This window comes from Paenibacillus sp. HGH0039, from assembly GCF_000411255.1.
Classification (GTDB): Bacteria; Bacillota; Bacilli; order Paenibacillales; family NBRC-103111; genus Paenibacillus_F.
Map to the genome: position 1 here is coordinate 403,501 of NZ_KE150413.1, position 15,813 is coordinate 419,313.

15 protein-coding genes and 5 tRNA genes are annotated in these 15,813 nt (G+C 53.0%); 13 read left to right on the plus strand and 7 right to left on the minus strand.

Going from position 1 to position 15,813, the window contains the following annotated elements; all coding sequences use genetic code 11:
* Nucleotides 1–111: 111 nt before the first annotated feature.
* The 5 genes from alr (at nucleotide 112) to nagZ (ending at nucleotide 6,028) form a co-directional block, all read left to right on the plus strand.
* The gene (gene alr / locus HMPREF1207_RS16085; protein ID WP_009675225.1) at nucleotides 112–1,311 is read left to right on the plus strand and encodes an alanine racemase; all 1,200 of its coding nucleotides are present in this window, start codon (nucleotides 112–114) and stop codon (nucleotides 1,309–1,311) included.
* 215 nt (nucleotides 1,312–1,526) lie between these two features.
* A complete protein-coding gene (locus HMPREF1207_RS16090) occupies nucleotides 1,527–1,808 on the plus strand; it encodes a CopG family ribbon-helix-helix protein (RefSeq protein WP_036740450.1) in 282 nt (93 codons plus the stop codon).
* A 4-nt stretch (nucleotides 1,809–1,812) separates the two neighbouring features.
* Nucleotides 1,813–2,163 carry a type II toxin-antitoxin system PemK/MazF family toxin gene (locus tag HMPREF1207_RS16095; protein WP_009675190.1) on the plus strand — a complete coding sequence of 117 codons (351 nt, stop codon included), beginning with the start codon at nucleotides 1,813–1,815 and terminating at the stop codon, nucleotides 2,161–2,163.
* A 181-nt stretch (nucleotides 2,164–2,344) separates the two neighbouring features.
* On the plus strand, nucleotides 2,345–4,576 hold the full coding sequence (locus HMPREF1207_RS16100; protein WP_009675201.1) for a Tex family protein: 2,232 nt from the start codon (nucleotides 2,345–2,347) through the stop codon (nucleotides 4,574–4,576).
* A gap of 192 nt (nucleotides 4,577–4,768) precedes the next feature.
* Nucleotides 4,769–6,028, plus strand: coding sequence for a beta-N-acetylhexosaminidase (gene nagZ / locus HMPREF1207_RS16105; protein ID WP_009675170.1), 1,260 nt, complete (start codon nucleotides 4,769–4,771; stop codon nucleotides 6,026–6,028).
* A 48-nt stretch (nucleotides 6,029–6,076) separates the two neighbouring features.
* On the opposite strand, the gene cmpA is transcribed toward nagZ, so the two are convergent.
* Nucleotides 6,077–6,223, minus strand: coding sequence for a cortex morphogenetic protein CmpA (cmpA, locus tag HMPREF1207_RS29325; protein ID WP_085981306.1), 147 nt, complete (start codon nucleotides 6,221–6,223; stop codon nucleotides 6,077–6,079).
* A gap of 96 nt (nucleotides 6,224–6,319) precedes the next feature.
* Nucleotides 6,320–6,685: a hypothetical protein gene (locus HMPREF1207_RS16110; protein ID WP_009675188.1), complete on the minus strand. Its 366-nt coding sequence runs from the start codon at nucleotides 6,683–6,685 to the stop codon at nucleotides 6,320–6,322.
* 142 nt (nucleotides 6,686–6,827) lie between these two features.
* Here HMPREF1207_RS16110 and HMPREF1207_RS16115 point away from each other — a divergent pair, with 142 nt between their 5' ends.
* From HMPREF1207_RS16115 to HMPREF1207_RS16150, 8 genes are all read left to right on the plus strand, one after another.
* The gene (locus HMPREF1207_RS16115) at nucleotides 6,828–7,301 is read left to right on the plus strand and encodes a SprT family protein (RefSeq protein WP_009675159.1); all 474 of its coding nucleotides are present in this window, start codon (nucleotides 6,828–6,830) and stop codon (nucleotides 7,299–7,301) included.
* An 18-nt stretch (nucleotides 7,302–7,319) separates the two neighbouring features.
* Nucleotides 7,320–7,395, plus strand: a tRNA-Asn gene (locus HMPREF1207_RS16120).
* A gap of 5 nt (nucleotides 7,396–7,400) precedes the next feature.
* Nucleotides 7,401–7,491, plus strand: a tRNA-Ser gene (locus HMPREF1207_RS16125).
* Between the two features lie 196 nt (nucleotides 7,492–7,687).
* Nucleotides 7,688–7,762 (plus strand) — tRNA-Glu (locus HMPREF1207_RS16130).
* Between the two features lie 3 nt (nucleotides 7,763–7,765).
* Nucleotides 7,766–7,838, plus strand: a tRNA-Lys gene (locus tag HMPREF1207_RS16135).
* Between the two features lie 17 nt (nucleotides 7,839–7,855).
* Nucleotides 7,856–7,937 (plus strand) — tRNA-Leu (locus HMPREF1207_RS16140).
* Between the two features lie 430 nt (nucleotides 7,938–8,367).
* Entirely contained in the window at nucleotides 8,368–9,981 is a 1,614-nt protein-coding gene (locus tag HMPREF1207_RS16145; protein WP_009675180.1) for an alpha/beta hydrolase, read from the plus strand.
* A 104-nt stretch (nucleotides 9,982–10,085) separates the two neighbouring features.
* The gene (locus HMPREF1207_RS16150; protein ID WP_009675191.1) at nucleotides 10,086–10,505 is read left to right on the plus strand and encodes a pyridoxamine 5'-phosphate oxidase family protein; all 420 of its coding nucleotides are present in this window, start codon (nucleotides 10,086–10,088) and stop codon (nucleotides 10,503–10,505) included.
* A 257-nt stretch (nucleotides 10,506–10,762) separates the two neighbouring features.
* Here HMPREF1207_RS16150 and HMPREF1207_RS16155 read toward each other — a convergent pair whose 3' ends face one another.
* From HMPREF1207_RS16155 to HMPREF1207_RS16175, 5 genes are all read right to left on the minus strand, one after another.
* Nucleotides 10,763–11,392, minus strand: coding sequence for an ABC transporter permease (locus HMPREF1207_RS16155; RefSeq protein WP_009675182.1), 630 nt, complete (start codon nucleotides 11,390–11,392; stop codon nucleotides 10,763–10,765).
* 32 nt (nucleotides 11,393–11,424) lie between these two features.
* Complete coding sequence (locus tag HMPREF1207_RS16160) at nucleotides 11,425–12,324, minus strand: glycine betaine ABC transporter substrate-binding protein (protein WP_009675231.1); 900 nt, start codon at nucleotides 12,322–12,324, stop codon at nucleotides 11,425–11,427.
* 92 nt (nucleotides 12,325–12,416) lie between these two features.
* Nucleotides 12,417–13,085, minus strand: a complete 669-nt coding sequence (locus tag HMPREF1207_RS16165; RefSeq protein WP_009675169.1) for an ABC transporter permease — start codon at nucleotides 13,083–13,085, stop codon at nucleotides 12,417–12,419.
* Nucleotides 13,086–14,309: an ABC transporter ATP-binding protein gene (locus HMPREF1207_RS16170; RefSeq protein ID WP_009675165.1), complete on the minus strand. Its 1,224-nt coding sequence runs from the start codon at nucleotides 14,307–14,309 to the stop codon at nucleotides 13,086–13,088.
* A 97-nt stretch (nucleotides 14,310–14,406) separates the two neighbouring features.
* The gene (locus HMPREF1207_RS16175; RefSeq protein ID WP_009675179.1) at nucleotides 14,407–14,928 is read right to left on the minus strand and encodes a DUF2179 domain-containing protein; all 522 of its coding nucleotides are present in this window, start codon (nucleotides 14,926–14,928) and stop codon (nucleotides 14,407–14,409) included.
* Between the last annotated feature and the right edge of the window lie 885 nt (nucleotides 14,929–15,813).

Below are 15,813 nucleotides of genomic sequence, written 5' to 3' on the forward strand. Positions count from 1 at the left end.
CATGGGTGTATCGGAGGACGGCGGAAGTGCCGGCCAATTAGGGAAGGGAGACCCTGTTTATTCGGGATCTCCCTTGTCCCGTGTACAGTCTTGAAGAAGGTGAACTTTGACGTGGATGCTTTTTACCGTCCGACTTACGTGGAAATTTCATTGGATGCGCTCCGCAGCAACCTGGAGACTTTCAGGCGCGTGCTGCCGGGAAGCGTACACATGATGGCGGTTCTGAAAGCCGATGCCTACGGCCACGGCGCCGTAGAGGTTTCGAAAGTGGCAATGGAATGCGGCGCGACCTATCTGGCCGTAGCTTTTCTCGACGAAGCGATGGAGCTGAGGAACGCCGGCATCACGGCGCCTATCCTGGTTCTGGGCTATACGCCGCCGGAAGGGATCGGACTTGCGCTGGAACACGACATTACGCTGACCGTTTATACGGAAGAACTGCTTGAAGCGGCTTCCGGGTACGCGCAGCGTGACGCCGCAGCGGGCGGGAACAAACCGCCGCTTAACATTCATATTAAAATCGACAGCGGCATGGGACGGATCGGCCTGCACGACGAGGACGAAGCGGTCGCGTTTATCGCGAGAGCGCTGCAGACTCGGGGAATCCGGGTCGAGGGGCTGTTTACTCACTATGCCAATGCGGATGAAAGCGACAAAGCTTATACGTACGAACAGCACGCGAAATTCGCCGGGATCGTCCGGAAGGCCGGTGAGCTGCCGGGAGCCCGTTTTCCTTTTGTTCACGCCGGCAACAGCGCGACTGCCATTGATCTGCCCGAACTTACTTACAACATGGTGCGTCTGGGCATTGCAATGTACGGCCTGTATCCTTCCGAAGAGGTAAACAAAGAGCAGATCAGGCTGAAACCCGTACTGAGCCTCAAAACGGGGATCGTCCATCTGAAGACTCTTCCACCCGGATCGGGCGTCAGCTACGGCACCATTTATCACACGCAAGGCGATGAACGGATCGCCACACTGCCGATCGGCTATGCCGACGGCTTCTCGCGTCTGCTGACGGGGAAAGCGGAAGGACTGGTCCGCGGCAGAAGAGCTCCGGTCGTTGGTCGGATCTGTATGGATCAATGTATGCTGAGTACGAGCGATATTCCGGAAGCGGCATTCGGTGACGAGGTCGTCCTGCTCGGCGAGCAGGGCGGAGAACGCATAACCGCGGAGGAAATCGCCTCTAAGCTGGGCACGATTAATTATGAAGTAACCTGCATGATCTCTCACCGGGTTCCCCGCGTTTACGTAAGCGGCGGCCGCAGAGTGAAGGCGGTCAACTCCCTGTTCAGACATCTTTTTTAACGAATCGACAGGACTTAATCAAAATTCCACAATTTTTCCCGAAGGAAAAACAGGATTTCAGGGTATGCCCTCGAATAGATTACAAGGGAGCTTGACGATGCGTATGGCATAAATGATATACCACACGCATATATACTGAAGTAGTATAAATTTACTACTGCATCGACATAATGGTAGTAAAGTGTTTTCGGATGTTTCTTGGGGGTGCGAAATCGGTGAATAATGCTCATAACACGAAGAGGATCATGATCAGTTTGCCAGACAACCTATTACAGGAGGTCGACGGCATTGTGGAGAAGGAGAACTCCAACCGAAGCGAGTTTATTCGCCAGGCCATGAAGCTGTACTTGCTTGAACGCAAAAAACGCAGCCTTCGCGAATCCATGCAGAAAGGCTACATGGAGATGGCTAAAATCAACCTAACGATAGCGGACGAAGCTTTTCAAGCGGAGGAAGAGGCGGACAATACGCTGGTACGCTTAGTAAGCGGGGTGTAATAATTTGATTGTAAAACGTGGCGATGTGTACTTCGCAGATCTTTCACCGGTTGTCGGTTCCGAACAGGGCGGCGTCCGTCCGGTGCTGATTATCCAGAACGACATCGGCAATCGCTTCAGCCCGACGGTCATCGTCGCCGCAATTACGGCGCAGATTCAGAAAGCGAAGCTACCGACGCACGTGGAAATCGATGCGGAAACGCACGGTTTTGACCGGGACTCCGTCATTTTGTTGGAACAGATCCGTACGATCGACAAACAGCGGCTGACCGACAAAATTACGCATCTGGATGAAGAATCAATGCGCAAGGTGGACGAAGCGCTGCAGGTCAGCGTGGGACTGATTGATTTTTAGCGATGAAATGAGGAGCGAGGGGCCCTAACAGCCCTCGTTTTTTCGTTTCTTTTACAAAGGTCGGCACGGAAACGAGGTCCAGGCACGCGAATGCGGCGGAGATCGAGATGTTTTCGGGGGAAGGATCGGGTCGAGCACAATCTGCCCGGAAGAAAGCTACAAAACGCATGGGGGAATAACGATGGCAAACACGGATGTCCAGCACGCAGACAAGCAGCAAGCACCTAAGAGCTACGAACGGACCGAGGAAAAAACGGCGGCTACGGCTGCCCGGATCGTCAAACAAATCGCCGGCGAGCTTCAGCTCAAGGCTTCGCAGGTTCAAACGACCGTAAATCTCCTGGATGAAGGCAACACCATCCCGTTTATCGCGCGGTACCGGAAGGAAATGACGGGAGAACTCGACGAGAATTTCCTGCGGGATATCGAGGAGCGGCTGAATTACCTTCGCAACCTGGAAGACCGCAAGCTGGAAGTGCTGCGTCTTATCGACGAGCAGGACAAGCTCACCGGCGAGCTCCAGGCTTCCATTGAAAAAGCGGTAAAGCTCCAGGAGCTGGAGGATTTGTACCGTCCATACCGTCAGAAACGCAAAACACGCGCGAGCGTCGCGAAGGAAAAAGGGCTGGAGCCGCTGGCGAAATTTATACTGAAACAGCCTCAGAAAGGTTCTCTTCAGGAAGAAGCCGAGAAGTATGTCCGTGAAGACAAAGGCGTCGCCACCGCCGAAGAAGCTCTTCAAGGCGCGCGGGATATCGTCGCCGAGCAGCTCGCGGACGATGCGAAAATTCGGGCTTGGGTCCGCAAATTTACGCACGACAACGGGATTCTGCGTACGGAAGCGAAGAAGCAGGAAGAAGAGTCCGTTTACGAGATGTACTACAGCTACCAGGAACTGCTGAAAAAAATGCCGCCGCACCGCACGCTGGCGATTAACCGCGGTGAGCGCGAGGACGTGCTGAAAGTGGCGCTCGACGTTCCCGTTGAGCGGATCCACGAATTCATCGGCCGCCAGGTCATCCAGGGGCCGTCCGTGACGCGCGACGCGCTGCAATCGGCTGTGGAAGACGCCTACAAGCGCCTGATCGCGCCATCCATCGAGCGGGAAGTCCGCGGAGAGCTGACGGAACGGGCGGAGACGCACGCGATCCAGATTTTCGCCGGCAATCTGCGGAATCTGCTTCTCCAGGCGCCCGTTAAGGGCCAAACCGTGCTCGGCGTCGACCCGGCTTACCGGACCGGCTGCAAGCTGGCCGTCGTGGATGAGACGGGCAAGATGCTGGAGGTCATGGTGACGTACCCGACGCCGCCGAACAACAAAGTCGCGGAAGCGAAGGCGGCTTTCAAGCGCCTGATCGACACGTACGATGTCAGCCTCATCGTTATCGGCAACGGTACCGCTTCGCGTGAAACCGAGCAGTTCGTGGCGGATCTGATCGCCGAACTTAAAGCGCGCAAGCTCCAGTACCTCATCGTGAACGAGGCCGGCGCAAGCGTGTACTCCGCATCGAAGCTTGCTCAGACGGAGTTCCCGGATCTCGACGTGGCGGAGCGCAGCGCCATCTCGATTGCGCGCCGCCTGCAGGACCCGCTCGCGGAGCTTGTCAAAATCGAGCCGAAAGCGATCGGCGTCGGCCAATACCAGCACGACGTCTCGCAGAAGCATCTCGACGAGAGCCTCAAAGCGGTTGTCGAATCCGCCGTTAACCATGTCGGTGTCGACGTGAACACGGCATCGCCGTCCCTGCTTTCTTACGTCTCCGGAATCAACAGCACGATCGCGAAGAATATCGTGAAGTTCCGCGAGGAGAACGGGAAGTTCGGCAGCCGCAAAGAGCTGCAGAAGGTTCCCCGCCTTGGCGCGAAGACGTTCGAGCAGTGCATCGGCTTCCTCCGGGTACCCGGAAGCGGCAACCCGCTCGACAACACGCCGATCCACCCCGAGACATACGACGTGGTGGACAAGCTGCTGGCCGAGCTGAGAGTCGAGCTTGCCGGGATCGGCTCCCAGCAGCTCAAGGAACTGCTTCAGCGCCAGGAGCCCGAAGAGCTTGGGCCGAAGCTCGGCATCGGCGTTCCTACGCTGCGCGACATCCTGGACAGCCTGCAGCGTCCGGGCCGCGACCCCCGCGAAGAGCTTGGGACGCCGATCTTCCGGACTGACGTCCTGCAGATCGAAGATCTGAAGCCGGGCATGGAGCTTCAGGGTACCGTGCGCAACGTGATCGATTTCGGCGCTTTTGTCGATATCGGTATCAAAAGCGACGGTCTCGTCCATATTTCCCAGCTCAGCGACAAGTTCGTGAAACATCCGATGGATGTGGTATCCGTCGGTGACAACGTAACGGTCTGGGTATTGAACGTAGATGTGAAGAAGGGCCGTGTCGGCCTGACGATGAAACAGCCGCAATAAACGGAACCGACCCTAAAGAACCTCAAGATCCCAAAGAGCTTGAGGTTCTCTTTTTCACCTGAATTTTGCATCTTAGTGCCGTCCTGACATCTCGATCAGGCAGGGCAGGAATAACTCTTACTCGAATGGGCAAAAACAGAAAAGATAGCTGCCGCTGGAATCCGGCAGACGATCAGAGCGGAGGGAAGGTCCATGCTCCACACATGGTTACGCAAGGGAGGAACGCTGGCGCTTGCCGTACTGCTGTTCATTTCGGCCGGCTGCAGCACATCGGGACCGCAAGCAGGTCCGGGGAATAGTCAAAGCGGCGGCAAGGAGTCGCAGTCGAGTCCGATCCCTACGGTCGAGGACCCGCTGAAGGATCAGATTGCGAGGATGACGCTGGATCAGAAAATCGGGCAGATGGTCATCAGCGGAGTCGACGGATTGGAGATGGACGAGCACGCGCGGCAGTTGATAGATACCTATAAGGTCGGAGGCTTTATTTTATTCAAGCCGAACGTAAAAAGCGCGGGGCAGGCGTCAGCCCTCCTGAATTCGCTGAAAGAAGAGAATGCCCGTACGGGCAGCAAAATACCGCTTATGCTGAGCGTGGACGAGGAAGGCGGACGCGTCAGCCGCATGCCGGACGAGTATATGAACGTACCCGCGAGCCGGGTGATCGGCAGTACGAAGAACCTGCGTTTCGCTGCGGAGATCGGGGATATTCTGGCCCGGGAAGTGGCCTCCCTCGGATTTAACACGAATTTCGCTCCGGTGCTCGACATCAACAGCAACCCGAAGAATCCGGTCATCGGGGACCGTTCTTTCGGGTCGACGCCCGAGCTTGTAGGCAATCTCGGCGTCGAGATGATGAAAGCCATCGCCGCGCAGAAGGTGATTCCCGTCGTGAAACATTTCCCGGGACATGGCGATACCGCGGTAGATTCCCATATCGGACTGCCTGTCGTGGAGCACGATGCGAGCCGTCTGCGTTCTTTTGAGCTCGTCCCTTTCATCAAAGCCTTCCAAAGCGGGGCGGATGCGGTCATGGTTGCGCATATTCTGCTTCCGAAGCTGGATTCGACCTATCCGGCTTCCTTATCCCCGGCGGTCATTACCGATTTGCTGCGCAAAGAGCTGAATTTCGGCGGTGTCGTGTTCACCGACGATCTGACGATGGGCGCCATCGTCAAAAGCTACGGAATCGGAGAGGCGGCCGTTCAAGCGGTGAAAGCAGGCACGGACGTAGCCCTCGTCTGTCATGAATTCGACAACACGGTCCGTGTCGTAAAAGCGCTGAAGCAGGCCGCCGAAACCGGCGTTCTCTCGGAGCGGAGAATCGACGAGAGCGTTTACCGGATTCTGAAGCTGAAATACAAGTACACGTTAGCCGATCACCCGGCTCCGCAGCCGGACGTCGGCAAAATCAACGAGCAGATCGGCCGGGTCCTGGACGCCCGTCTTCCATAGAAGCCTCGGGACGTGACAAAAAAAGCAGGTAATTCCGCCATTGCGGAGCTACCTGCTTTTTTCAAAGGATCCCGACAGCTCGTCGGGTGACCTCCGTGTCCGATAAAAAAACCAACTGTCGTTAAGTAAACGAATCTGCCGAGGGTTTTTGTTCTGAAACGCTCGCATCAGCTGGTTGCAGAGCCATTGCGGCATAACGCCATCCCCTTCCTGACTGACTACTTACAGCATATGGGGAAGAGGCGCCCGGCGTGCAGGTCCTGCAACTTTTTTTATCGGAAAAGCGGAGATTTACTGCTGATCTTCCTCGTACTCTTCGTACCACTGCTCCAGTTGGGCCTGCAGCGCCCGGATTTCGGTGAGCAGCGATACGATCGGGTAGGCGGATTCCTGAATGGAAGCAAAGGATGCTTCCAGCTTATTGATATAGTGGAGACCTCCTGTTACCGTAAAAGCGGTACCCACCGGTTCCAGGTTGTCGCATTCGGCGATAACGACCGGCAGTTCAGGCACATTGTGTGCGGTCAACTTCTCGATTTCTTTGTGCAGACGGCCGTTTAGGGCTGTAAGCTGGTACATGTGCGTAGCGGGCATTTCGACAAATTCAAGCTGGTCTTTCAGTTTCAATACGGCATATTTCATAACGCTGGTCGGCATAGCGGCGGTGCTCCTCTCGCGCATCACGTTCTCGTTTTCTACTTGACAGTATAGCCCTTCATTAGGTACAAATTCAAGAGAGACTTATCCGCGGGAGCATACGGGAAATCCCGTGCCGAGGCGGGGAAAGGAGTCGCTTGCTATGGACGACGGGCAGCTTCAGGAGTGGGTGGAGCAGATTTCTCTGCAGGCGTTCGGATGGCCGTTTCGTCACCGTGCGCGGTTTAACCGCAGGCTTCGTGCCACGGGCGGTCGGTATTTTACGAAGTCCCACGATATCGAGATCAGTTGGCATCAATGGGAGACTTACGGCAGGGACGATGTCGAAAAAATCATTAAGCACGAGCTGTGCCACTATCATCTTCATTTGCAGAGAAGAGGCTATCAGCACCGGGATGCCGACTTTAAAATTCTGCTCAAGCAAGTGGGAGGGACGCGATTTTGCCGGGCTTTGCCTCAGCGCAAGGAACCGACGCCTTACAAGTACAAGCTCCAGTGCGTGGCCTGCGGCACCGAATATTACCGGAAAAGAAAGATGGATGTGCGCAAATACTCGTGCGGAAAATGCCGGGGAAAGCTGAAACTTTACACGCTTGACTTTCCCAAACGTTCATGATAAATTAATTATTGTCTTTCCCTGATAGCTCAGTTGGTAGAGCACTCGACTGTTAATCGAGTTGTCACAGGTTCGAGTCCTGTTCGGGGAGCCATATCTGGAGAGATACCCAAGTGGCTCAAGGGGACCCTCTGCTAAGGGGTTAGACTGCGTAAGTGGTGCGAGGGTTCGAATCCCTCTCTCTCCGCCATTAAGTAATGTGAAGAAAGTCGCTTAGATACAGCGGCTTTTTTGCTTTTTAAGGGCCTTTGCGCAAGCGGCACGGGTGCCGGGCCAAACGATTTTGTGCCAGAAAATTCATTGCAAATTAGGCTTGTCATTTTGAAAAGGTTAAGCTATAATAACACTTGTCGTCAAAAACGACATCATGTTCTAAGAGTTGACATGGCCCGTTGGTCAAGGGGTTAAGACACCTCCCTTTCACGGAGGTAACAGGGGTTCGAATCCCCTACGGGTCACCATGAGAGCCATTAGCTCAGTTGGTAGAGCACCTGACTTTTAATCAGGGTGTCGAAGGTTCGAGTCCTTCATGGCTCACATTCTTTACCTCACATGCGGTCGTGGTGGAACGGCAGACACGCTATCTTGAGGGGGTAGTGCCCAATGGGCGTGAGGGTTCAAATCCCTCCGACCGCATACCTCATTAAATAAGAGACCTTGCTGAATACAGCGGGGTCTCTTATTTTTTTAGAAATATTTCCCGAGAAATATCGAACCGTGAGACGGGTGTCTATTTGTGCCGGATGATTCATCGACAAAGGATCAAATACATCATGCGGATGTCGAAAGGTCGGAAGCTTCGGAAATAAAGACAGATATACCGGCAGCCGGACGCAGTAAGGAGCCGATGTCGATGAACAGTTCCTTTTTAAATAGGAGAGGAAGTCTGAAAAAGGAGATTTGTGTTGGCGGACGGTCAAATAGGTGGGTTAGAATCACTTTAGTCCGGAAATAGTTCCGGTTTTTTATTTTATTTTCTTAAAATTAACATCTAGCTAATGCTGAATTGTAATTTCTTCCATATAATGGTGGAGTAAGCTATTATCCATTCAGAGGAGGGAATTAAATGATTCAAAAAGTTCGTGCCCGTATGATCCCCTTGTTAGGTCTTTCCGCCGTTCTTGCGTGTTCTTCGGTGGTCCAAGCCGCTCAGCCTCCGGCTCCGGCTCTACATGATGACAACCCGTCCGGTAATTTCGGGGACTGGTACACGGGGGCGGTGCCGCCGCAGGCTTCCAATGGCAAGCCCGTGATTCTTTTCGTTCAGGGTCTTCACTCGAATTATAACACCTGGCTCAAAACGGACGGATACTACGAGGCGGCTTATAAGGCCGGGTATCGCACGGCTTTCGTACAACTGAAAGATGCGGACGGTACGGGCGGGGACATGTGGACCAACGGTCCGAAGCTGGCCGAGGTCATCAAGAAGGTCGCCAACTATTATGGTGTCTCCCAAATTAACATCATCGCTCACTCCAAGGGCGGAATCGACACGCAAGCCGCTCTCCTGCATTACGGCGCCGCGCCGTACGTGAACGTCGTTCATCAGCTTTCTACGCCGAATAAGGGCTCCGAGCTGGCTGACATGGCTTACAGCGACTGGACAAGCTGGCTGGCCGACATTCTCGGCAAGAAAGATGATGCGGTCTATTCCCTGCAAACTTCCTACATGGCCAATTTCCGGACACAAACAGACAGCAAGCCCGGAGTCTCCGCTACTAAGACCTACATGTCCGGCGGAGAAGGCGATGACGGCTGGTTCACTGCTTACTGGTTCGCTCATGCCGTCCTACCGGGTGAGGATGACGGTGCGGTCAGCGTAGCTTCCGCGCTCGGATTGCCTTATGGCATTAAAAGCTTTACAAAGAACATCTCCCACAGCGCGATGACGACGGCTTCCCAGACTTGGAGCCTGGTTCAGCCTAAACTGGCACTCGGCAAAACGACGGTTGCAGCAGCGGCGCTTCAGGAAGAGAACCTCTCCGCCGCCCCCCAAGCAGCTCCTGCGGTTTCCGAGAATTCTTCTTTCATTATGAAAGGGGGCAGTCTCGCCAAAGGATCCGCAAAAGAGGTGTTCCCGCTTGAAAGCGGTCTCGGCACGATCTCACTGGATGTGTTGACGGCTAAAGAAACGACACAAGTCACATTGACAAGCCCATCCGGCAAAAAGATTCCGCTTAACCCGGCCAAAAGTGCGGAGAAAGACGATGCCGTTCTGTTCTCCGATGCCGTTCATCATACGCTGACGCTCGAGAACCCGGAGAAGGGGAACTGGACCTTGGAGCTGTCGGGAGAAGGGGATGCATACTTTATGCTGGCTCGTCCGGAAGGCCGTGTAAAAGGACAAATCAAGAACGCCCGCAAACAATACAAACAAGGTGAGAATGCGCAAATTGCCGTTTCGTTCGACGGAGCGGGCAAGCTGGAAGACACTCAAGCGAAGAAGGCGAAGCTGACCCGTTCCGGAGGCAAAGGCATAGCGAAGAGCCTTCAGCAAGCGGGAGAAGTTAATCTTCAAACCGCGAAGAACGAAGTTCTCTTAAACTTCAAAGCGCCGACGGAGCCCGGGGTCTATAATATCTCATTCGACATCAACGGAGTGAATGAGCGGCAGGAACCTTTTACGCGTTCCGTGAACTACAACTTCGCCGTGACCGATGAGGCGGGAAAAGTCCAATAGGAACGCTTGTCCAAAGCGGCTCTCCTTCGTTTGGAGCTTCATCATTTCGGGTAATCTAAACATAGAAAGAGAAATGTGTTTACTCGAAAGGAGCTGGAGAGAGCATGTCGAATCCGTCTTTGGAACAGCAGATCGTAAGCGTTCTGGATAAAAATGAGTTCTGCTCGTTCGGTACTGTTGAGAATGGGAAACCGCGTGTACGCTACATGGCTTTATTTCACGATGAGCTGACGATTTATCTGGCGACAAACCGTAAAACCGATAAGGTGGAAGAGCTGCGGGACAACCCCCATGTACATATTCTTGTGGGCTTTGACGGCAAAACTTCTTCCGATATCCTTCAAATCGAAGCGACAGGCAGCGTGAGTACCGATGAAAGCTTGCGCGAAAAAGTATGGCGCGACGACTTCAAAGAATGGTTTGACGGTCCGCACGATCCGGAATATGTTATTCTGAAGATTGTCCCTGGCCGTATCGAGTACTACAGCGGTAAATCCGAGCCGCAGGTATGGCAGGCGAAATAACAACCGCGAAGCCGAAAGAAGCCCGAATGGGCCCTTTCGGCTTTTTTTGTTTTCAGCGCAGAATCTTCTCGTTCGTTACGTGAATACGAACCGCTGTTCAGACGCGACGCGCATTGTGAGTACGACGATAGGCGGTTGCTGCTCCCCCAAAGCGGGGGGCGGTACAGCCGATTCACGGGCGCTGGCCACGCCCTTTCCAACAAATAAAAAGAACGCGGAGGCTGCACAGGCAGTCTTCCGCGTTCTTTTTATTTACACTACCGGCTGATGTGCATGCGCTTCTGCACTTGGCCGAGGACAAAATCCGTCAGCAGCGCGAGAAGCGCCGCCGGGATAGCTCCCGCATACAAACGGGCGGAGTTGTCCATGTTGATGCCGGAATAAATCTCCCGGCCCAGGCCCCCGCCCCCGATCAGCGGAGCGATGGTAGCCACGCCGATGGCGATGACCGCGGCTACCCGGACGCCTGTCGCGATGAAGGGCAGCGACAGCGGAAGCTGTACCTTCCACATAAGCTGAAGCTGGCTCATGCCGACTCCCCGTCCGGCTTCCGTAATCGCCGGATTTACCTGGGTGAGACCGACAAAGGTGTTGCGGATGATCGGCATCAGGGAATAGAGGAAGAGGCCGATAACCACAGTCTTGAAGCCGAGCCCGAACACGATCATCAGCAGCACGAGCAGCGCCAGACTCGGAAACACCTGAATGATGTTCGCGGCCGTAAGAATGACGGAACCGAGGCGGCGGTAACGCGCGGCCAAAATGCCCAGCGGCACCCCGACGATAAGCGCCATGAGAATGGCGAGGAGAACCATTACGATATGATCGTAAGTCAGTCCCAGCAAATCCAGCCAGTTTTCACTAACATATTGAAAGAAAAGCTCCATATTCATGTCCCCTTAGAAGGCCTGCAGGACCTTTATTTCAGCAGTCCGATTTGTTTTAAATAGTCTTCCGCAACTTTTTTCTCATTGCGTTTTTTGACGTCTACTTCATAGTTCAGATCAATCATGGTCTTGGCATCGATTTTCCCGATAAGCAGGTCGATGATATCGTTCAGCTCCGGATGAGCGGCCAGCAGTTCTTTTTTCACAACCGGTGAGGCGTCGTAAGGAGGGAAGAATTGTTTGTCGTCCTCGAGTGTCACCAGATTGTATTCTTTTAACCGGGCGTCTGTTGAGTAAGCCAATACGATATCCACTTTTTTGCTGGCTACGGCACTGTAGACGAGCGCGACCTCCATGGGAAGCGTATCCCCGAATTGAAGCCCGTAATGTTTGGCGAATGCCTTGTACCCGTCGCTTTCTCTTTCCAGCCAGGTGGTGTCCACGCCAAGCTTGACAGAGCCGGCATCCGGAATAATGTCCGAGATCTTCTTCCAGCCCTTCTCGTCCGCCAATTCTTTGCGCACCGTAAAGGCATACGTATTTTCAAATCCGTAAGGATTAAACCATTTAAAGTTAAAATATTTATCGAAACCGGCCTGCGCTTCCGCAAGCACTTCTTCACGGTTTCTTTTCTTGTCTTCCATCGGGAAATGCTTGTTGAGCAGTTCTCCGGAATAAAGGGTGGACATCTGGATGTCGCCCTTCTTCATGGCATCGATGATTACTCCGCTTGACGCAAGGTCCGGGAGGACATCCACCTTCAGGTCGGTACGGTCTTCGATCAGCAGCTTGTACATTTGGGCCAAAATTTTCGGCTCCGAATAAGTCTGCGTCCCGATCAGAATGGTATCTCCCCGTCCGCAGCCGCTTGCTGACACAACAACCGCAGCGAGAAGGCTTGCTGCCAGTAAGCGTCTTCTCACACGTTTCATTCGAAATCCCCTTTAGACGACCTTCACAGCGCGGCCGTTTTTTATAGTGATAAGCTTTTATTCAGCTCGTTTAATGATAGTCTCCAAAAAAGTTAAGCCGCTTTAGCGCTTGATGTTTTGGTGCGTGAGGTGAGCCATTTTTCCAAAGCTCCCAGCACGAAATCGGCGATCAGAGCCAAGATGACAGCCAGAATGGCCCCCGTGAAAATAAGCTCCTTCTTGTTCACGCCCATCCCCGCTACAATCAACTGGCCCAGACCGCCGGCTCCGATAAGCGTCGCCAGTGTAGCCCAGCTGATAATATAGACCGTTGTCACGCGAACGCCGGACATGATGTAAGGAAGAGCCAGCGGAAGCTGGATGCGCACTAACCGCTGAATGGAGCTGTAGCCCATGCCTCTTGCGGCCTCGATCAGATGCGGATTGACCGCCTGGAAACCCGTGAACGTATTCCGCATGATAGGCATCAGGGAATACAGGAACAGGGCGATGATGGCCGGCTTCATACCGACTCCGATCAGCGGGATCAGGATAGCGAGCAGCGCGAGGCTGGGAATGGTCTGGAGCAGATTCGATAAAGCGAAAACAAGCGAATTGATCCATTTAATCCGGTTTCCGGCCAAATAGACGCCTATAGGGATGGCGACAATACAGCCGAAAAGGATAGACAGGAACGAAATGATCAGATGCTCCCGGAAAGCGACCAAGATATCCGGCAACCGGTCGCTAAGAAATTGACCGTAGCTGTTCAGGAAGTCCATTTAAGCACCTCCGCTGCCGCCGACCGGTACTTGCGTCCCGTCTTCCGCTGAAGCTTGGAGCGACGCTTCGGCCGTTTCGGCAAATTCGTCAGACTCGGCCGGCGTATATACATCCGCGATATGACGGACTACACTCCCTTTGGTAACGAGCCCGGCGAACGTGTTGTTCTCGCGGACAACCGGAATATAAGGAAGGTTATGCTCGTTCATAAGCTGGATTGCCACGGATAAGGAAGTGCCTGTCTCGACCGTATGATGAAAAGGCTTGGCGATATCGGCGAGTGTGATATTTTCCTGCCTATACTTGTCGAGCACCTGGAAGATGGACGTCGTACCGATCAGACGGTTCTGCCTGTCTACGATCAAGAGGGAATCGACCCGGTTTTTCTCCATGATTTTAATGGCTTCGGCAAGACCGCGTGTAGGATAGGCTGTGATCGGATGTTCGGCCATAACCTCATCGACGGTAGGAATTTCCTCGAATCCGGTATCCGCCTGCAGCCTCTTTTTACCGACGAAAGACTTTACAAACTCATTGGCCGGATAACGGAGGATATGCTCCGGACTGCCGTGCTGAACGATTTCGCCGTCCTTCATAAGCACGACGTTGTCCGCGATTTTCACGGCCTCGTCCATGTCGTGGGTAACGAAAATAATCGTCTTCTTCAGATCCTGTTGAAGCCGTACCAGCTCATCCTGCAGTTGTTCCCGGGAGATGGGGTCGAGCGCGCTGAAAGGCTCATCCATCAAAATGATATCGGGCTCCGCGGCCAGAGCGCGGATAACGCCGATACGCTGCTGCTGTCCTCCGCTAAGCTCGGATGGATAGCGGTTGCGGAACGTGTCCGGGTCAAGGGATACCAAGCGAAGCAGTTCATCGACCCGTGTATCTATGCGCTGCTGGTCCCATTTCAGAAGCTTTGGAACAACCGCTACATTTTTGGCGATCGTCATGTGGGGGAATAGGCCGATATTTTGTATTACATAGCCGATGTTGCGTCTCAGCTCGACCGGATCCATTTGGGAAATATCCTTCCCTTTAATGGTAACCTTCCCTTCGGAGGGATTGATCAAGCGGTTGATCAGTTTCATCGTGGTGGATTTACCGCATCCGCTTGGTCCGATCAGGACATGGAGCTGGCCTTCGGCGAACTCTAAATTAAGATTTTTTAGTGCGACGAATCCATCGTCGTATCTTTTGATAACACCTTCCAGACGAATCATTCTATGCAGCACCCCTTTTTTCTCTAAGTAAAAGCGTGGAATTTACTTATGTAACCTTTTATATAAACAGGAGAAGACAAAATGAATCACCAACCGGTCAAGGGTTCAGTCTCCTCGTCCAGAAACCGCCGCGGAAAAAACGCGGTTCATAAGAGATTACAAAAGCTTTCGGAGCAAGTTCATGAAGAGTGCTCAAAAGCTTTTTTTCCAGCGAACGCTTGGCGAGCACCTGCATGACCAGACGGGGACCGTCGCGTCCTTCCGCCACCCAGTGAGTGACTCCGTAGCCTTTGTTCCGCAGGGTGTCCGGCAGAGTCGTTTCCGTATAATCGACGACAATCTGCAGAGTGGTGTATCCGAGCGCAAGCCAGCCTTCAATGCGGATCCCCAGCCAGACGCCAGCCCCCCAGCCTACGCAGTAAGCGATAATATTGACAGGATCGTCGATGTTCTTGAGCACAATATTAAGACCCATTAAATAAATGAAGATTTCCACCGTACTTATACTTGCGGCGAGCAGCCTTCTTGCTTTCATCACCAAAATCATGCGGATCGTGGAGAGAGAGACATAAGCGATATTGATGACGATAATGGTAAGAATGGTTTGGGCGCTTATCATGCTGATGCTCCTTTCGATGTGAGTTTGGCGCTTTCAACTTATAAAAAGGTATTACCCACAATCGCCGCAGCCGAACAGGAACAGGAGAGAGAGAAGGAAGAGTGAGCGCTGCAACCCGTCAAATATAAGCCCGGTATTAACACCTCGGAAGCTGGCTGACGGCGTCTTCATCGTAGCTTTGCGTTACGTTTAAGATTGCTGAATGAAGACCAAACTATACAGGGTTGCCTATAAAGGAAGTTAATTGTTCATACATGTAAAAATATACCTGTTGAATGTTTCTTTGCAGGCGTGGTATATTGTTCTTCCGGCCGCTGAGAGGCAGTCGGAAATGCTTGAAAAAAAGATGTTGCAAGCTAACAACTAATGTGATATATTATAACTCGGCCGCAAGAAACGTGGTTGAATGTGAGATTCATGTTAGATTCATGTTAGATTCATGTTAGATAACTTGCTACACACATGTTAAAAATAACACTTGCATTGCTAAGATGAATGTGTTAGAATGAAATTCCGGTCGCGAGAACGACTGGTACAAACGAGTAACATACACAAGATTGTCCTTTGAAAACTGAACAACGAGTGATTGAAGCGTCTCAAGTAATTGAGACATTAATGAGAAGAAATTCTCGTCAGCAACGAATTTTTGAGCTTAATCAGCTTGAGATAAACCGCTGGCCGTAAGGCTGGCACAACTTTATCGGAGAGTTTGATCCTGGCTCAGGACGAACGCTGGCGGCGTGCCTAATACATGCAAGTCGAGCGGACTTGATGAGAAGCTTGCTTCTCTGAGAGTTAGCGGCGGACGGGTGAGTAACACGTAGGCAACCTGCCTGTAAGATCGGGATAACTACCGGAAACGGTAGCTAAGACCGGATAATCGGT